Origin of the sequence: Serinibacter salmoneus, assembly GCF_002563925.1 — a bacterium.
Taxonomy (GTDB): domain Bacteria; phylum Actinomycetota; class Actinomycetes; order Actinomycetales; family Beutenbergiaceae; genus Serinibacter; species Serinibacter salmoneus.
Window position 1 is genome coordinate 38,973 of record NZ_PDJD01000001.1, and the last position, 17,394, is coordinate 56,366.

The following is a 17,394-nucleotide window of genomic DNA, read 5'->3' on the forward strand; positions in this document are numbered from 1 at the left end:
GTGAATCTCGACCAGCGCGAGGATAAGCCACCGTGGTTGACTGTGCCCGTGGACGGGCTGAGCAAATTCGCCCCCCGGCCGACAGGGGCGGGGGAGACATTCCAGTTGTTCCGGGACGGTGAGCCGCGTACCCGCGCCTCACTGGTCGCGGCGACTGGGCAGTCGCGCTCCACCGTGGCGGCGCGCATCGATGCCCTGGTGGGCACCGGATTGCTGGGGCCGAGCGGGGAGGCCGACAGCACCGGGGGCCGACCGCCCGCCACCTTCGCCTTCAGGCCGCACTCCCGGATCGTGCTGGGGGTCGACCTCGGTGCCCACCACGCCCGCATCGGGGTCACCGACCTCGCCGGCACCGTGCTCACCGAGCACCAGCAGGCGCTGGACATCGCCGATGGCCCGGATGCGGTGATGGCCTGGGTGCGGGAGCGGGGTCATCGCCTGATCGACGACCTCGGGCGGCCGGCCGCGGACCTGGCAGGGATCGGGGTCGGCGTACCGGGACCCGTGGACCACGCCTCCGGGCGGCCCATCAGCCCGCCCATCATGCCCGGATGGGACGGTTTCGACATCGCCGGCCGGCTGGGGGAGGAGTTCCGCGCCCCCGTGGTGGTGGACAACGACGCCAACGTCATGGCGCTCGGGGAGCACCGAGCGATCTACCCGAGCGAGCGCGAGATGCTGTTCGTCAAGGTGGCCACCGGGATCGGCTCGGGCATCGTCATGGACGGGCGGCTGCGTCACGGCGCGCAGGGGGCGGCCGGCGACCTCGGGCACCTCACGGTCCCGGGGCAGGAGGGTGTGCCCTGCCGGTGCGGGAACACGGGGTGCCTGGAGGCCGTGGCCGGAGTGGGAGTGATCGCCCAGCGGCTGCGGGAGGCCGGGGTGGGGGACGGCACCGTGGACTCGCTCCTGGCGCTGGTCAGATCAGGCGACGTGACCACGAGCCAGCAGCTGCGCCAGTCCGGCCGGCACATCGGCGTCATCCTCGCCAATGCGGTCAGCCTGCTCAACCCGGCCAGGATCGTCATCGGCGGCGTGCTCGCGGTCGCCTCCGAACAACTCATCGCCGGGATCAGGGAGGTCGTCTACCAGCGATCGCTCCCGCTGGCCACCGAGCACCTGGTCATCTCCACCGCCCGGGCGGGCAGCAGCGCGGGCATCGTGGGGGCTGCGACAATGGTCGCGGACGAGTTCCTCGCGCCTTCCGCGATCGAGGCGCTCATCACCGTCTAGGAGGACTAAGTGCAGCAGCGCTCCGCAATGGTCGTGCGAGGCGGGTGGGAGGGTCATCAGCCTGTCGCCGCCTCCGACCTGTTCATCCCGTTCCTGCGTGACGCGGGGTTCGACGTCACCATCGAAGACGCCCTGGAGGTCTACGCCGACGAGGCCGTCATGGCCTCGACCGATCTCATCGTGCAGTGCTGGACCATGGGCGAGATCCTGCCCGACGAGGCCGCCGGGCTGGTGACCGCCGTGGAGAACGGCACCGGCCTGGCCGGCTGGCACGGCGGGCTGCTGGACTCCTTCCGGCAGGCCACCGAGATCCACCAGGTCATCGGCGGACAGTTCGTGGCCCACCCGGGGGACCTCATCGACTACGAACTCGAGGTCGTCCCCGAACGCGCCGACCACCCGATCCTGGCCGGGATGCCGGCGAGGGTGTCCGTGCACACTGAGCAGTACTGGGTGCACACCGACCCGCTCAACGACGTGCTGATGCGCACCACGCACCGCGCCCGTCCGGGCTTCCCGTGGCACGAGGACGTCACCGTCCCGGCGGTGTGGACGCGCCGGTGGGGCCAGGGCAAGGTGTTCGCGTGCGCGCCCGGGCACACCGCTCGCGAACTGCAGGAGTCGTGGCTGCGGGAGATGATCCAGCGCGGCATGCTCTGGGCGGCCCGCGAACGCTGAGCGCCCGGCCGGGCCGGGCTCGGTTCAGGCACCCCGGGCGGTGACCAGGGTGTCCAGCAGGGTCCGGGCCTCCGTGCGCTGCAGGGGGGTGCCCACGGAGTCCTCCAGCAGGCCCTGCCAGATCCGCTGCGCGGCGTCGGTGTTGCCGAGTGCGCGTTCCAACAGTCCCGAGTGCAGGCGCAGTCGCACCTCGTTCAACCGGTCCTGGCGGCCGTGGAGCAGGCCGCGGGCCCGGTCCAGGTGACGGCGCGCCGCATCCGTGTCCTTCAGCGCGAGAGCCAGATCGGCCCGCGCGAACCGGTAGTCGGGCTCGAACGCGTCGTGTCCCACCAGCGCCAGGGCCTCGCGCACCTCATCCAGGGCGCGCTCCGCGAGCGCCGGATCGCCCTGGGAGGCGAGGATCGAATCGGCCAGGGCGCATCCAGCGAACACGGTGATCGCCGGGTCCTCCTTCTCCAGGGCCTCGCGGAAGGCACCCGTGGCGATCTCGAGGGCACGCCGGGGCTTGGACTGGGCGTTCAGGATGGTGGCGAGGTGCGCTGTAGCCATCACCCGGAGTCGATCCAGGCCGTGCTTGGTCCCGAACACGATCGCGTCGCGGGCCTTGCGCTCGGCCGCACGGGGTTGCTCCAACTCGCTCAGCGCCAGGGCGTGGAAGTCGATCGAGAGCAGCCGGCCCGCGAGGCTCGTGTCCAGGAACGGGTGCTCGGCCACCTCCTGTGCCGCGGCGACCGCGTCCTCGCACCGGGCTGCGGCGACGTACACCTGCACCACGCCCTCGAGCGCCGCGGTGCGGGCCTCCCCCGGTTCGGGGTGCTCGGCGAGCACGCCCTCGAACACTCGGATGGACTCGTCCACGGATCCGGCCAGGGCCTCCAGGTTGCCCCGCTCGATCGCGAGCCATGACGGGGTCGGCCCGGGTTCGTTCATGATCGCCTGGAGGAGTCGACGTGCCTCGTCGAACCGTCCGGTCAGACGCGCGAACCTCGCCTGCTGGTAGCGGTGCTGGAGACGGTTGGCCGGGCGTCCGTGGGTGGCCGCGGTCGCCGCGACCAGGTACGCGTCGGAGAAGCGCTCCTCGGAGTACAGGAACGGGATCAGCGCGACCATGCTGCCCGAGACCTCATCCGGCAGGTCCATGTCCGCCGCGATCTGACTGGTGGTGACGGCGACCTCCACGTGCGACCGCATCCACTCCAGGGCGCCGGCCGCGTCCTCGGGCACGTCGGAGACGTCGAGCGTGGTGTCCGGCGGCGGGACGTCGTCGCGTTCCGGTACCCGCGCGGGCGGTGAGGCCAGGCCCTGCGAGGCGCGTTCCCAGGCGAGGCTGTAGCGGGTGATGAGGGATCGGGCCAGGCGTGCCACGCGCTCGGCGTGGGCGGATACCGGCACCTCGTCCAGGGCGCGGTTGGCGGCCGCGACCCGCACCGCGTCGTGCAGGTCGTAGCGGCCGTCGCCGTCCTGGCTCAGCAGGTTGTCGCGTTCCAGCGACTCCAGCACGCTCACCGTCTGGTCGGGCTCCATCGTGGCGGCGAAGGAGACCTTCACCTGGCAGGAGGTGAGGCGACCGGGGTGCTGCGCGAGGAAGGAGAGCACCTGGCGGTGCGAGCCCGGCAGGGTCAGGTAGGAGTCGTCGATCGCGGGGACCAGGCCGATCTCGATGGTGTCGAGGCGGCGCACGTGATCACTGAGGAACCAGCCGGGCCGCCGTGCCGCCTGGCCCGCGAGCACGGTGATCGCCAGCGGGAGCCCGCCGCAGCGGTGCGCGAGGGCATCGAGCGCGGCGCGGTCGGCCTCCTCGCCCTCCTCGGCCACGTGGGGGCCGACGAGGTCCTCGATCAGGGAGACCGCGCGGGGCAGGGAGAGCGGCGGGACCACGTGGTGGGCGATGGCTCCCTCCCAGCGGATGCGTCGTCGCGAGGTCGCGATCAGGGTGGTGTCGCCCGGGAGCCGGGCCGCTATGGCGGCCAGTGACTCGTCGGAGGGCACGTCGTCGAGCACCACGATCCCGTGGACCTCATCGTCACCGGCGTGTCGGCGCAGCGCGGCGCCGATGCCCTGGGCCACCTCGTGCGGTGGGAGGGGTTCGCGGTCGGAGTCCCCGGATGCGGTACGCAGCGCGACCTCGAGGACCACGGGGCGCGCCAGCCGGTGCGCTACCTTCCGGGCCAGGGCGCGGGCGAGTGCGCTCTTGCCCACACCCGGCATGCCGGTGAGGACCACCACGGCGGGTGGCCCGACGGCGTCCCGTGCGCGCGAGGAGTGCGGGGCGATCTCGTTCAGGGTGCGGGCGGCGAGGTCGGCCAGCTCCTCATCGCGGCCGATCACGCGGGTCGTGGTGGGCTCGAGTGCGACCACGTTCAGGCTGGGGCGCGTGCTGGCGCCGACACCGGCGTCGCCACGCACCAGGCGCGCGTGCGCGGCGCGCAGCGGCTCCACGAGGTCGGGTCGGCCGAGCACGGTCACGATGTCCGCGACCAGGGTCGGGTCGAGGCGGCGCCGCCCGTCCCGGAACGCGTCGTAGACGGTGACGCGACCGGGCAGGGGTATCCACTTGGAGTCGCCGCGCGCCTCTCGCAACTGACCGATGAGCGTGGCGATCTGTCCGAAACTGGGCGACCCGTTCGCGGCGCGCAGCTCCCTCAAGCCTCGCGCCAGGTCATCCAGGGACGTTGCCTCGTCAAAATCCCCCATTGTTCGAGGATACGACGCCGCCGCCCGCACCGGGCGCGACTCGTGCGACCCCGTGCCCGTCGCGCCGGGCACGGGTGTCATTCCAGGGTCCACGCCCCCTCCGTGCGGATCACCACGAGAGAGGGTCCGGCCTGCAACTCGATGGCCACGATCTCGGCGATCTCGTCCTCGATCAGCACGCGTTCACCCTCGGCCGTGACCTGGGCCAGGGTGAGGTCCTGGACGGAGGTGAGCGTGGGGGTCGCCGCGTCACCGAGCCACTGCAGGACGACATCGCCCTGCGAGCGCGCCGGCAGGGCGAGTTCGGGCGCGTCCTGCACGGGTGCGATCCTCACCGTCCACTCGCCCTCGGCCTCGATGCGCAGGTCGCTCGGCGCGTCGGGGTCGTCGCCGGCCTCGTCGCTGCCGATGAGGTCCAGGCCGAAGGCTGTGGTGCCCTCATAGGCGCCGTCGGCATCGACGAGGTCGTCCCCGATCTGGGATCCGGCGCCGTCGAGGACGACGACGGTGAAGTCCTCGTTGCCGGTGTACTCGGCAGTGATGATGCCGTAGGTGGCTCCCTCGGGCAGCGGCAGGACGGCGTCGCCCGTCCCGTCTAGGTCTCTCGCCTCGAACGCCGGCTCGGTCGGCAGCGCGGTGGGTTCGACAGTCGGCTGCTGGGTGGGGCTCGTGGTCGGATCGGCCGTGGGGTCGCCGGTGGGCGAGGCGGTCTCGTCCTCCGCCGACTCCGTCGCGTCGGCGTCCTGACTCGCCTCCCCGGTCGACTCGGTGGCTGTCGCCTCCGCGTCCCCGTCCGTCCCGCCGGGAGGGTACAGGGAGAGGTAGACGCTGGCGGCCCCACCCACGAGGGTGATCACCAGGCCCCACACCACCAGGGTCTTGCGGCTGGGGGCCTGCCCGAGCGCGATGACGCCGAGCAGGAGCGCCACGCCGAGCACCACCCAGCCGACCACCACGGTGGTGGGGATCAGGGCGAGCACGGTGCCCACGATTGCCGCCACGAACCCCGTCACGCCGATCGGGGTGTGCTTGGGTTCCGGTGGACTCGCGGGGGTGAGCGGGGTGGGCGCAGTCGTGGACCGCCACTCCGGGGAGCCGCCCGGGCCGGTGCCCTGCGGGTTCGGTCGGTCCGGCTGCTCGGGAGGGGATGTCATCGCGTGTCCCTAGGGGGGTCGGGGGCTTGGCGTCGAGGTTACCTTCTTTGCGGATCGTTGGCTTTCTCGGTCAGGACGGCGCGTGCCGCCTCTCGCACGCGCTCCTCGAACGCCGGGTCCTCCTCGGCGCGCTGCACCAGGGCCTCGGTCATCGCGGGCACCACGCTCGGGTCCGCGGAGGCCAGCACCAGGTCCACGCCCGCCTCGATCGCGCGCACCGCGCGGTCGCCCGGCGCCACATCGGTCACGGCGGCCGCGGCCGAGACGTCATCGGTCATGATCACGCCGTCGAACGCGAGGTCCTCCCGCAGGATCCGCACCATCTCGGGGGAGAAGGTTGCGGGGTTGTCCGGGTCGATGAGGGCGTACGTGGCGTTCGCGAGCATCACGTACCGCGCGCCCGCCTCGATCCCGGCCTCGAAGACGGCGATGTCCTGCGAGTCCGCGGTCACGACCTCGTCCACCACATCTCGTGCGGTGTCGGTGTTCTGCGTGACGTGTCCGAGGCCCGGGAAGTGCTTGATCACCGGCTGGACCCCCGCCTGCTGCATCCCGCGCGCGAACGCGCCGGCGCCGTCGATCACGCTCTGCGCCGTGTTGCCATAGTTGCGGGAGTAGTACCCGATCGGGGCGTTGGCCTGCTGGTTCTCGGCGGGCACCAGGTCCATCACCGGGGCGAGGTTGAGGGTGATCCCCGCCTGCGCCAGCTCGGTGCCCCAGGTGGTGGCCGCGGCCGTGAGGTCGGTGGCGGGCCAGGTGGCCTGCTCCATGGCGGAGGGGATGTCGGAGAACCCCGGGCCGCGCAGCACCTGCACGTTGTACCCCTCCTGATCGGTGGCCACCAGCATGACGGGAGCATCGCCGTCGGGCAGGGTGGTGTACTGCTCCACCAGTTCCGCGGTGGCCTGGACCCCGGCCTCGCTGCGACCGTGCAGGAAGAGGTTCCCCACGTGGTGGTCCACGATCGCTGTCCGGGTGACCTCGGCGACCCCGCCCGCGTCCACCGGCGCGCCGGTCATGATCACCTGACCCACGATCTCCTCCAGGCTCATCCCCGTCAGCGGGTCGGGGGTGGGCGAGGGCGTCGGGTCGGCCGAGGACGTCGCGCTCGGCTGCTCGCTCGGCTGCGCGGTGGGCGAGCCGGTGGCGCTCGGGTCGGGACCGGTGGGGCTCAGGGGGCCGGCGGGGTTCGGGGAGGTGCAGGCGGCAAGGGCCAGCAGGCCCAGGGCCGCGGCGAGGGTGCGGGGGAGTCTCATCGCGGCACAGTCTGACATCCCGCGCCCCCGCCCGCCGCCCCCGCGCCCCCGCCCGCCGCCCCCGCGCCCCCAATCGCCGAACCCGTGGCGTGGGCGGCGAGTCCGTTGCCCGCGAGCACGGTCCCGGCGCGGGCGCCTCGGTCTCGGCGCAGGACTACCGCGCGGTCACAGGCCACGACGGCGCAACTCGCCGGCGATCCGTGGCAGGTAGTCCTCCACGGGTCGCCCCGTGCGCACGTCGATGATCGCCCACCCGTGGGCGAAGAGAGCCTCACGTCGGATCGCCTCGGCCACCGGGTCCGCGCCGTTGCCGTACTTGCCTCGCCCGTGTGCCTCGATGCCCAGCCGGATCCGTTCCCACCCGAGGTCGATCTCGAAGTCCCCGTGTGCGGTGGAGACCTCGATCAGGGTTTGCGGGGGAGGCATGCCGGCGGCGAGGACGGCGCCTCGCACCCGGGACTCGTAGGGCGAGCCGATGCGTCCCGTGCCCGCCGCGATCATCGTGCGGGCGCGGCGGACACCGCGCGCACCTGCCGCCCGCGCGAGCGCGGCGTCGAGCAGGATGCGGCGGGCCCCGAGCAGCAGGGCGCTGTCGACGAGTGGGAGCGAGGCCCACACAGGCATGCTGCGTGCGCAGTCCACCACGGTCCGCTCGATCGAGGTGACCAGGAGGTCGCCCGAGATGCGGATGTCCTCCGGTGGCACGCGGCCACTGTGGCGCACGAGCCGGTGATCCAGACAGGCGCGGTGATCGGCCCGGATGGAGCGGGTCACGTGGAGGTATCCATCCCACGGTGGCAGCCACAGCCCGAGGAGGCGCGCGGCGCTGCGATGGGAGACCACGAACGGTCCGCTCAGTCGATGGGCCATGGCTGCAATGCCTTCGAGCTCGGGATCCTCGGCGGTGCTACCGCGTGCGACCAGTCCGCGACCGACTCGATGCAGCGCTCCGGCGCGCAGTCCCGCCTCGATGTCGTGGCGCAGGTCCGCGGTGGAACGAATGATCCGGGGCAGGACGGGGCGCGCGATGGGATAGCCACGGGTCGGAGCACGCAGCCCGTCCCACAGGTCGCACTGTCCGAGCCCGGATGTCGCGGTGAGTCGCGGTGTCGAGGTCATCGCCCGAGACTCCAGGATGATGGGCCACGGCGTTGCTCACCTGTGGACAGTGGTGCTCCGAGGGGTCGGGACGGCTCCTGGGGACAGCCGGCATCCGCGTGCCTCCTGCCAGCGCACCTCCTGCCCGCGAACCCGTGCCTCCCGCAGCGAGCCCGTGGCCGCTGGCCACGGGCTCGCCGCGGGAGGCACGGACCCGCGGGCGATGGCACTCACCCGGGTGCGCCTGGCGCGGCGGGTCTCAGTTCAACGCCACGAACACGTCATCGGCGAACAGCCCTGGAGTGACCCGCAGCAGGCCCGTGTCGCCGAGGGGAGCCGCGAGCACGATGTTCCCGGTCGAGCTCGCCCCCGTGAACAGTTCCGTCATCCCGAACTCCGGCTCGGGAGCCACGGCGAAGTTGTCCGAGGAGGTGATCACCGTGCCGTCGGCGGTCACGTAGTCCACGTCGACCATCGAGTCGTAGGAGGAGTCCTGCCCGAGGTAGGTGGTGGTGACGGTCACGATCAGGTAGGCCTCGCCGTCGGCCGGCGGGTCGTTGAACTGGTTGGCCGCCATGACGGCGTCGGTGGCATCGAGTTGGACGGCGTCGATGACGACCTCCCACTCCTCACCGGTGATGACCGAGCCGAGGGGGGCGGGGTTGTCCCGGGTGCCGACCTGGCCGGCGGCGCCCTCCGACTCGCCCTCCGACTCGTTCTGCGACTCGTCCTGTGCGGCCGCCTCGGCCTCGGTCTCCTCCTCGGCGTCCTCGGCCTCGGCGGCGGTCTCGACCGTGACCTCGTCCTCACTGAAGGCCTCGTCCACGGCGCCGGCCACGAGCACCACGAAGACGATCGCACCGATCACCCCGCCGAGCACGGAGACCACCAGCGCCCAGATCCCGAGGATGCGGCTGGGGGGCTGGAACATGGCGACGATCGCGAGCACGAAGGCGATCGGCAGCAGGATCCAGCCGACCAGCATCGCCCCGGGGATGACGGCGAAGAGGAAGCCGAGGATCGCCGTGACCAGGGCGATGATGCCGAGGGTACGCCTGGGGCGCGAGGTGCTCGGATCCGGGGCGGGCGGGGTCCCGGGGGGAACCGGGGCCGGGGTGGTGGGAGTGGACATGGGCGACCTTTCTCTCGAGATGCCCGGGGGATAGCGGGCTCCCTCGAGCCTGCCGGGGCGCCCGACGGCGGCGCCTCGCCCGATCGGGTCGACTCGCCTGACCGATCGGTGGAGGAGGCCGAGGGCACTCCGGCCGGTCGGCTCATGGCGGATGTCACAGGTGCGCCATACGCTCACGCCATGTCCACCACATCCGGTCCGCCCTCCTGGGGCACACCCGAGTCAGGGCCCGACCCGCACCGGGCCGCAGGCGCCGGGACCCCGGGTGCGGGCCAGGGGTGGAGCGGTGGCCCCGGTCTCCTGCCGGCACCGCCTGCGTCGACACCCACCCGCCGGGTGCTGCGGATCATGGGAACGGTGGCCGCCGCGGTGATCGTGGCCTTCATGGGGATGGTGTTCGCCGCGGTGCCCAGCCCCACGGAAGGCGTCCGGATCGTGTGGCACGCCCTCGGGTTGCTCGGCGCGCTCGGGCTCGGCGTCGCGATGATCTGGCGGATCGCTCGCCCCGTCCTGGTTCTCGTGCTCACGTCACTCGGCGCGATCCTGTTGCCGCTGGACCCGATCGGCCCCGCGATCGCGCTGAACTGGGTGGTGGCGCGCGCGCCGCGCCACACCCTGATCTGGACTGTCCCGCTCGGCCTGCTCGGGATCGTCGTCCCGTTCTGGCGCGATCCCGGGTACGGAGCCGATGCGGTGCTCTCCGTTGCCCCGGAGGGCGCCGCCGGCGCCGCCGAGAACGTGCCACCGGGTGCCGGCTGGTACCTGCTGTGGGCGCTCGTGGTGCTGCTACCGGCGGTGGCCATCGGTCTGGTGCGGCGCTCGCAGGCCCAGACCAGGCTCGCGCAGGCGCGCACGGCGGCCAGTGAACAGCGTTCCCACCACCTGCGTGGCGAGCTCTCCCGTCAGGAGGAACGGGAACTGATCGCGCGGGAGATGCACGACACGGTGGCTCACCACCTGTCCGTCCTGTCCCTGCGCGCCGCGTCGATGGAGGCCACGAGTTCCGATCCCACCGTGCCCGAGCACGCCCGGGCGCTGCGGACCTCGGCCCACCAGGCGCTGGAGGAGATGCGCACCCTGATCACCTCGCTGCGGGATTCCGCCGATGGGGGCTACGTCGGGTCCGCACCGACCCTGGCCACGCTCGGTGCCCTCGTCGAGGAGGCGTCCCGGGCCGGGGTCACCATCGATGCCCACGTGGACGTCCCCGCGGACCCGCCGGCGCCCCAGGGCCTCACGCGGGCGGCGTACCGGATCGTGCAGGAGGCACTGACGAACGCGATGAAGCACGCCCCCGGGTCCGGCGTGGCGGTGCGGGTCACCGGCGTGCCCGGGGCGGGCGTGACGCTCGTGGTCTCCAACTGGTTGCCGCGGACCGATGCGCGCGGTGAGGGCTCGCGCGCCGGGATCATCGGGATGACGGAACGTGCCACGGCGCTCGGTGGGGTGCTCACCTCACGGGCCGAGGGCGAGATCTGGGTGGTGCGCGCGTGGCTGCCCTGGCGGGAGGAACGATGAGCGAGGGCGTGACCGGCTCGGGCGGGGATGCCGCGACGGCGCAGCCCGGCGCCCACGAGCCGCGTGTGGTCCGTGTGGGCATCGTGGACGACGACACGATGGTGCGCTCCCTGCTGCGCACCATCGTCACGGCCCGCGGGATGGAGGTGGTCGGCGAGGCTGACGACGGCGATGGCGCTGTGGACCTGGTGCAGCGTCACCATCCGGACGTGCTGCTGATGGACCTGAGGATGGCGCGGATGAGCGGGGTCGAGGCCACGCGTGCGGTGCGGGCCCTGCCGAGCGCGCCGGGCGTGGTGGCCCTGACCTCCTTCGACACCCCTGCCACGATCCGCGACGCGGTGGCGGCGGGGGTGCAGGGCTTCCTCGCCAAGGACGTCGGACCGGATGAGCTCGAGTCCGCGCTGCGGCAGGTGGCTGCCGGCGAGGGGGCGCTCTCGCCGCGCGCCGCGCGGGTGGTCCTGGAACAGGCGCGGTCCGAGGACGAGGGGGCGCGTCGCCGTGCCTCCGCGCGCCTGGCCGCGCTCAGCGAACGCGAGCGTGATGTGGCCGAGCGGGTGACCAGGGGACTGTCGAACCCCGAGATCGCCCGGGAGTTGTTCCTCAGTGAGAGCACGGTGAAGACCCACCTGAACGCGGCGCTGACCAAGTCGGGCGCCGCGAATCGGGTGCAGCTCGCGGTGCTGGTCACCGAGGGGTCGTGGCTGACCTGAGTGCTGCGGCGGACTCCCGCACACGAGCGCGGTCGCTCTCGTGCGTGAGGGCGTCCAGTGCCCGCGCCTCGGCGTCCGAGGAGGCCGCGCGTAGCGCCCGCGCCTGGGTGGGGTCGGCGTGCGGCAGCAGCAGGCCGAGGGTGCGCTGCACTCGGATGGCGACCTCCACGGTTCCCGCGCCGTCGCGGGCGGTGGGCTCGACGGCGTCGCGCAGCAGGGTGGCCAGGTCGAGGCTCGGCACGTGCACCCGATCGGCCGTGATGGTGGGATCGACCTCGGTGGTGAGGTAGGCCCGCAGCACCCGGTGCAGGGTGGCGAGGGTCTCGATCGCGCCGCCGGGGTCGTTGACGCCGGGGGAGAGCGCGCGGGAGGAGATCTCGCTGAGCGTGACGAGGCCGAGGCGGGGATCCTGTTCGTGGGTGCGGTGCCGCTCCACACTCACCGCCGCTCGCGCCATCTCCTGCCAGGACACCTCCTGTGACGCGTCCCCGAGCGCCTCCACACGCAGGATCGGTGACCCGGCGTCCACCAGGTCACCGGGCAGGACCTCCAGGTGCACCCGGTAGTCGCCGCGCTGTGCCCATCGTTGCAGCGAGGGCACATCCACGTGCGTGACGAAGCCACTACGCCCGGCCGTGATGGTGTGTGCACCGGGCGGGGCCCCGATCACGGGTGCCCCGCCGAACCGGGGGGACCTCGCGAACGCGGTCAGCACCGCGGTGGTGCGCTGCTCCACGCGGTCCAGCACATCGGCGTGGTGACCGAAGGTGACCAGGTGGGAGATCCACCGCAGCAGGGTGGCGATCACGACCACGATGACCGCCAGTGCACCCAGGAACAGCACGATCCTCGCCGCGGGGTCGTAGTACTGGGTCGCCAGCGCCACGATGCCCACTATCGCAAAGGCGAACGCGCCGATGAACGTGGACAGAGCGGTCTGGCTCGAGCGGTCCTGAGCGAGCAGTTCGGTGGCACGCGGGGTGGTCGTGGCCGCCGCCGAGGCCAACGAGGAGACCATGGTGGCAACGGAGAAGGTGGTGACGGCCAGCATCGAGGACGCGAGGATCTGCAGGATCGGGGAGAGCGCCTCCTGGCCCAGATCGATCGCACCCAGGGGAGCCCAGGCGGAGGCGAGCGGTGCGAGGAGCGCCAGGAGGACCCCGGCCGCAGCGAATGCGGCCGCGCGGAACCAGATGCGGCGCGTGATGCGCCGTGCGTAGATCAGCAGTGTTGCCATGCCCCATCCCTCCCCCGGTGGAGGGTCATCGTGCCATGCCGCCCCACGGCGCGGCTGCAGGCAGCGGCGCTACCTCGCCAGTGTTGCCAGGCGCTGCGTCGCGAGGCGTCGCCCGAGCGGTGTGGCCGTCGGATCCCGCAGGAGTGCGAGCAACGGCACGCGGGCGGCCGCGATCGCCCCACGCCGCGCCTCGAAGGCGCTCAGGGCGAGACGCACCGAGGTCAGGTGCAACCGCAGGTGGCCCGCCTCGGCCTCGTGCAGGCAGGACTCGAACAGGGCACGCGCTCGTGTGCCCTCGCGCGGGGCGAGGGCGACCGCCTTGGCCAGCGTGTAGTTGACGCTCAGCGGCGGTCCGTAGGCCGCGGCGGAGGCGCGGGTGCAGGCCGTGAGGGTCTCCTCGGCCTCGTCCTCTCGCCCCAGCGCCATGAGGTTGCGGACGTGGCTGGAACCGGAGATCACCACGGCGTGCGGGTCCTTCTGCTCGAGGGCGAGGGTGAACGCTGACTCAAACAGCGTGTGCGCCTCGCCGCGGCGTCCCTGCGCCACGAGCACCTCGGCCAGCTGCCAGGGCGCGATGATGCGATGCAGCAGCACGCCGCGCCTCGCGAACCAGGCCATCGACTCCCGCCCCGCAGCCTCGGCCTGCGCCAACCTGTCCAGTTCGCGCAACGCTCGTGGGAGCTCCAGTCGCGCAAGGGTGGCCCAGTGGGCGGCGGCCTCCTCACGTGCCAGGACGTACTCGCAGGAGGCGAGGGCATCAGCGGGGCGCCCCGCGAGATTGAACGCCTGGATCCCGCGAGCGTGGAGCATCACGCGGTCGCCGTCCGTGTGCTCGGGTGATGACAGCGCGTGCTCGAGGAGTGTGATCGCGCTGTCGTAGCGGAATCCCCGGCCGATGATCTCCGCCTGTTCCGCCTCCAACTCGGCCCGGCTCGGCACCGGCAGATGGCCGGACTCCCGGGCGCGGTCCGCGAGCTCGACGCAGCGTGTGAGGGCGTCGCGTGCCTCCTCGAACCGGCACAGGGCCATCGACTCCCGCGCGTGTGCGAGGTGGTGCCACATCCGCAGGGAGGCCAGGCCGTGGGTGGCGGCGTCGGCGGCGAGCGCATGTCCGTCCTGACGGCTGTTGTCGTACACGGTGAACGGCCCCAGCACGGTCGCCAGCACGGACACCTCTCGGGAGAGCGCCAGCTCGGCGGCCAGGTGCACCGTCGTCACCGCCACCTCGATCACGCTGCGCAGCCACGCCAGGCACTCGCCGAGATCACGGGGCAGGGTGGCGTCGTCGTCCATCGCGTGCGGCTGCTGTGCCAGGTCGCTCAGGTCGGGCAACCCCAGTGGCCCGCGTTCGGGGCGCTGCGGGAACGGGGGGCTCATCTGGGCTGCGGCACGAGCCCACACGAGGTCGGCGCGGGCTGCCAGGTCCGCGGCGAGGTCGTGAACCCAGATGCGTTGCGTGGAGCGGGGGAAGTCCTCGGCGGCGCGGCTGCGGGCCGCCGAGCGCACCACATCGTGCAGGTCGAACCGGCCGTCGCCAAGGCGGGTGACCACGTTCTCTCGCACGAGATTGTGCAGGTGGCCGACCGGGTTCGTGATCCCGGCGTCGCCCGCGAGCGCGACCGCGACGTCGTGTTCGCCCAGCCGGCCAGGGTGCAGCGCCAGGAGGCCCAGCACCCGCTGTTCCGCAGCGGGCAGGATCGCGTACGCCTCGTGCAGTGCGGGCGCCAGGGCGTGGGTGAGTGCGGTCAGGCGGCGCACGTGGTCGCCGAGGAACCACCCCGGCCGTGAGCGTGCCTGGCCGGCCAGCATCGTGATGGCGAGGGGGATCCCGCCGGAGATCTGGGCCAGGCGGTCCAGCGCCGTCGAGTCCTCCGTCGGGGATCCCGGCTGCACCTGTCCCACGAGGGAGCGTTCCAGCATGATGCGCGCATCCCGGGTGGTGAGTGGCTCGACCCGATGGTTGACCACGGCGTGGGGGCAGGAGAGTCGACGGCGTGAGGTGACGATGAGGATGGTGCCGGGGGTGTGCTCGAGAAGCTGGGCGAGGTCCTCATCGCTCGGGACGTCGTCGAGCACCACGATCAGGCGCGCGCCGCCGGCCGGTGCGGTGCGCGCGATGGCTGCGGCGACCTCGCGTGGCCGCAGCGAGGCGGAGCCGGTGTCACCGGAGGCGGTGCGCAGCCCGATGTGCAGGATGCGCAGCGGCCGGTCCCTGCCATTGATCTCAGCGGCGACCCGGCCGGCGAGGGCGGCAGCCAGGTGGCTCTTGCCCACACCCGGGATCCCCGTGAACAGGGCGAGAACAGCGTGTCCGGGTCGGGATGCGCCCTCGCCGTCCCGCACCGCGTGGAGCACCTGGGTGGTGAGCTGCTCGAGTTCGGCGGAGCGGTCGGGCAGGTCCGATTCGATCGGGGGGAGGTCGACCACCTCGATGCTCGCGCGATCGCTCGGGGTGGACCCCTCGCGCAGGATCCTGCGGTGGGCCGCGCGAGCATCCTGGGTGAGGTCCTCCCGGCCGAGCGCACTCAGGAGGTCGGCGACCAGGTCCACGTCGAGGCGGCGCCGGCCAGGTCGGAAGGCGTCGTAGACGGTGACCCGGCCCGGTGGCGGCAGGCGATGAGCCACCTCTCGCGTGGCGCGCAACGCAGCGACGCTGCGCGCCAACCGGGTGAAGGAGGGGTTGCCCACCGCGGTGCGTGCCATGACGAGCACGTGGACGAGGTCGTCCAGACTCCGGGACCGAACCAGTGCGGCGCGCAGGTCGTCAGCCATCGCCGGCACCCCCGCGCGGGTACGTGGGATGCCTCGTGGCGCGAGTTGCTGTGCGACGCACGATCATCGCGTCCCCCCGACGTCTGCACCGCCCCCGAGGTGCATCGCGGCGCGCGGCCGCGTGCCGTCCAGTCTAGACCTGGTGGATCGCGTCCGGGCGGAAACGCGTGACCTGCTGGCAGGTCAGGACGACGGCGTGCGCCTCAGGGGCACGCCAGAGGGCCGGCGTTGGCCGGTGGGGTCGGCAGGTCGCACGCCGGGGTGACCAGTTCCTGCGCCGCGTACGCCCACAGGGCGCAGGCGAGCACGATCACCACGGCGCTGATCCACGTGGCCCAGGAGGCCGCCTTCTCACGCCACATCTCACACCATCCCGAAGCGCTCGGAGCGCACGTCGTCGGCCGGGATCCCGGCCCTGGTCAAGGCGGCCTCGACGTCGTCCATCATCGCGTCGGGTCCGCACAGGCAGAAGACCGTCCCAGCGGGCAGGCCCTCGGTGCGCGCGGAGACGAACGCGCCGTCCACGCGGCCCGTGGCCCCCTCCCAGGTGGGTGAGGGGCGGGAGATCACGTGGGTGACCGTGAGGTCCAGTCGCTGCGCGGCCCGGTCGATCTCCTCGCGGCAGGGGATGGAGTCCTCCCGGCGGTTGCCGAGCCAGAGCTGGATCGGGCGGTCATCGCCCCTGTCGGCGAGGGTCTCCAGCATGCTGACCAGCGGAGTGACGCCGACCCCCGCGCCGATGAGCACGAGCGGGGCTCGATCGGGAAGGACGAACGCGCCGAACGGGCCGTCGAGGTACACGGTCTCGCCGACCTGGAGGTCGGCGACGTCGTGGCTGAAGTTGTCGAACTCTCGGATCGTGAAGCGCACCCGCTGGTGGTCCTCGGCGCTGGAGGCGAAGGAGAAGGGGTGATAGGTCAGGGCGAAGGGGGAGCGACGGGCGATCAGCCAGGCGAACTGCCCGGGTTCGAACCGGAAGCCGGCGTCCCCGTGCGCGGCGGGATCGGCCAGCCGCAGCGTGATCGTGGTGGTGTCGTCCGTGGCCCGTTCGAGGGACTCCACCACCCAGCGGCGCCGGTGGCGCAGGAGCGGCTTGATCAGGCGCACCCAGATCCCCAGGGCCACGAACGCGATGGTCAGCACGATCCACAGTGCCTGCTCCCACGGTTCCCGGATGTAGTAGCCGACCAGGAGTGCGTGCGCCAGCGCGGTGACCACGACCACGAGCGCGAGCGCGGCGTGGGTGAACTGCCAGGCGGGGTAGGACAGGCGCAGCCTGCGCCGGTAGACGGAGAGCACGATCAGCACGAGGAGCGCCACGCAGGAGGTGACGGCGAACTTCGCGCGTAGCGGCGAGGTGAGGACGTCGAGAAGGCCGAGGAACTCGCTGTTCACCAGGAACAGGATGATCGGGTGTGCGAAGACGAGAACGGTGGCCAGGTATGCGACCTGCTTGTGGAACTGCAGGACCACGTCCATTCCGACTGGATGGACCACGATGCGTGAGCGCGCTGCCATCACGAATTGGAGTCCGAACATGGCGAGTCCCACGAATCCGAGCGCGACCGAGAAATTGATCCAGAAGCCACGGCCCGGATCGAGGCTGATGAGCGCCAAGGGCAGGGGGAGGATCACGAGGGTGAGGTAGAGGGTGACCCAGAGCGCGAACGCCCCGCGGGAGCGCCGCTGCACTCGTACCTGTCTGGACCTCTGCGCTGGAGCGTCGGTCGTGGGGTCGGGGGGTGTCATGCGGCTCCAGGTGCTGTGTCATCACGTCCGGCCCGACGGCGCCGGGTGCGGCCCGTGGGTCCCCCTGCCCCGAGGCTAGCGAAGGAGAGTGTGCTGCGCCGCTCGAGCGGTTCGCAATGCTAGGAGGATGTCGGTGGGGCATGGCACTGTGACGGTATGG

The 17,394-nt window shown here is 72.3% G+C and carries 13 protein-coding genes; 4 read left to right on the forward strand and 9 right to left on the reverse strand.

Annotated features, from left to right (window positions below):
• Window positions 1-42 precede the first annotated feature (42 nt).
• Both ATL40_RS00155 and ATL40_RS00160 read left to right on the forward strand, forming a co-directional pair.
• Window positions 43-1,233: an ROK family protein gene (locus ATL40_RS00155; protein ID WP_245867177.1), complete on the forward strand. Its 1,191-nt coding sequence runs from the start codon at window positions 43-45 to the stop codon at window positions 1,231-1,233.
• A gap of 9 nt (window positions 1,234-1,242) precedes the next feature.
• A complete protein-coding gene (locus ATL40_RS00160) occupies window positions 1,243-1,911 on the forward strand; it encodes a ThuA domain-containing protein (RefSeq protein ID WP_245866524.1) in 669 nt (222 codons plus the stop codon).
• Window positions 1,912-1,935: 24 nt separating this feature from the next.
• Here the strand turns inward: ATL40_RS00160 and ATL40_RS00165 are convergent, their stop codons facing one another.
• The 5 genes from ATL40_RS00165 to ATL40_RS00185 form a co-directional block, all read right to left on the reverse strand.
• On the reverse strand, window positions 1,936-4,605 hold the full coding sequence (locus ATL40_RS00165; RefSeq protein ID WP_143556808.1) for a tetratricopeptide repeat protein: 2,670 nt from the start codon (window positions 4,603-4,605) through the stop codon (window positions 1,936-1,938).
• 77 nt (window positions 4,606-4,682) lie between these two features.
• Window positions 4,683-5,759, reverse strand: coding sequence for a hypothetical protein (locus tag ATL40_RS00170; protein ID WP_098467758.1), 1,077 nt, complete (start codon window positions 5,757-5,759; stop codon window positions 4,683-4,685).
• Window positions 5,760-5,797: 38 nt separating this feature from the next.
• Window positions 5,798-7,015, reverse strand: a complete 1,218-nt coding sequence (locus ATL40_RS00175; RefSeq protein WP_098467759.1) for a glycoside hydrolase family 3 N-terminal domain-containing protein — start codon at window positions 7,013-7,015, stop codon at window positions 5,798-5,800.
• Window positions 7,016-7,180: 165 nt separating this feature from the next.
• Window positions 7,181-8,134 carry a hypothetical protein gene (locus ATL40_RS00180; protein WP_098467760.1) on the reverse strand — a complete coding sequence of 318 codons (954 nt, stop codon included), beginning with the start codon at window positions 8,132-8,134 and terminating at the stop codon, window positions 7,181-7,183.
• 238 nt (window positions 8,135-8,372) lie between these two features.
• Complete coding sequence (locus ATL40_RS00185) at window positions 8,373-9,245, reverse strand: hypothetical protein (RefSeq protein ID WP_245866527.1); 873 nt, start codon at window positions 9,243-9,245, stop codon at window positions 8,373-8,375.
• A 180-nt stretch (window positions 9,246-9,425) separates the two neighbouring features.
• Between ATL40_RS00185 and ATL40_RS00190 the strand changes: the two genes are divergently transcribed.
• Window positions 9,426-10,763 carry a sensor histidine kinase gene (locus tag ATL40_RS00190; RefSeq protein WP_169925833.1) on the forward strand — a complete coding sequence of 446 codons (1,338 nt, stop codon included), beginning with the start codon at window positions 9,426-9,428 and terminating at the stop codon, window positions 10,761-10,763.
• Window positions 10,760-11,476 carry a response regulator gene (locus tag ATL40_RS00195; RefSeq protein WP_098467762.1) on the forward strand — a complete coding sequence of 239 codons (717 nt, stop codon included), beginning with the start codon at window positions 10,760-10,762 and terminating at the stop codon, window positions 11,474-11,476. The genes ATL40_RS00190 and ATL40_RS00195 overlap by 4 nt, the downstream gene beginning before the upstream one ends.
• On the opposite strand, the gene ATL40_RS00200 is transcribed toward ATL40_RS00195, so the two are convergent.
• The 4 genes from ATL40_RS00200 to ATL40_RS00210 form a co-directional block, all read right to left on the reverse strand.
• Window positions 11,451-12,713 (reverse strand): DUF2254 domain-containing protein, encoded by a 1,263-nt coding sequence (locus ATL40_RS00200; protein ID WP_098467763.1) that lies wholly within the window; start codon window positions 12,711-12,713, stop codon window positions 11,451-11,453. The genes ATL40_RS00195 and ATL40_RS00200 overlap by 26 nt on opposite strands.
• 69 nt (window positions 12,714-12,782) lie before the next feature.
• Window positions 12,783-15,485 (reverse strand): tetratricopeptide repeat protein, encoded by a 2,703-nt coding sequence (locus ATL40_RS00205; protein WP_098467764.1) that lies wholly within the window; start codon window positions 15,483-15,485, stop codon window positions 12,783-12,785.
• A gap of 203 nt (window positions 15,486-15,688) precedes the next feature.
• Window positions 15,689-15,847, reverse strand: a complete 159-nt coding sequence (locus tag ATL40_RS14900; protein ID WP_169925834.1) for a hypothetical protein — start codon at window positions 15,845-15,847, stop codon at window positions 15,689-15,691.
• Between the two features lies 1 nt (window position 15,848).
• On the reverse strand, window positions 15,849-17,177 hold the full coding sequence (locus ATL40_RS00210) for a ferredoxin reductase family protein (RefSeq protein ID WP_169925835.1): 1,329 nt from the start codon (window positions 17,175-17,177) through the stop codon (window positions 15,849-15,851).
• Between the last annotated feature and the right edge of the window lie 217 nt (window positions 17,178-17,394).

What these genes read in the sequence shown, in the direction of transcription:
- ATL40_RS00165 (WP_143556808.1), bottom strand. Translation starts at nt 4,605, where the DNA reads ATGGGGGATTTTGACGAGGCAACGTCCCTGGATGACCTGGCGCGAGGC.
- ATL40_RS00170 (WP_098467758.1), bottom strand. Translation starts at nt 5,759, where the DNA reads ATGACATCCCCTCCCGAGCAGCCGGACCGACCGAACCCGCAGGGCACC.
- ATL40_RS00175 (WP_098467759.1), bottom strand. Translation starts at nt 7,015, where the DNA reads ATGAGACTCCCCCGCACCCTCGCCGCGGCCCTGGGCCTGCTGGCCCTT.
- ATL40_RS00180 (WP_098467760.1), bottom strand. Translation starts at nt 8,134, where the DNA reads ATGACCTCGACACCGCGACTCACCGCGACATCCGGGCTCGGACAGTGC.
- ATL40_RS00185 (WP_245866527.1), bottom strand. Translation starts at nt 9,245, where the DNA reads ATGTCCACTCCCACCACCCCGGCCCCGGTTCCCCCCGGGACCCCGCCC.
- ATL40_RS00190 (WP_169925833.1), top strand. Translation starts at nt 9,426, where the DNA reads ATGTCCACCACATCCGGTCCGCCCTCCTGGGGCACACCCGAGTCAGGG.
- ATL40_RS00195 (WP_098467762.1), top strand. Translation starts at nt 10,760, where the DNA reads ATGAGCGAGGGCGTGACCGGCTCGGGCGGGGATGCCGCGACGGCGCAG.
- ATL40_RS00200 (WP_098467763.1), bottom strand. Translation starts at nt 12,713, where the DNA reads ATGGCAACACTGCTGATCTACGCACGGCGCATCACGCGCCGCATCTGG.
- ATL40_RS00205 (WP_098467764.1), bottom strand. Translation starts at nt 15,485, where the DNA reads ATGGCTGACGACCTGCGCGCCGCACTGGTTCGGTCCCGGAGTCTGGAC.
- ATL40_RS14900 (WP_169925834.1), bottom strand. Translation starts at nt 15,847, where the DNA reads ATGTGGCGTGAGAAGGCGGCCTCCTGGGCCACGTGGATCAGCGCCGTG.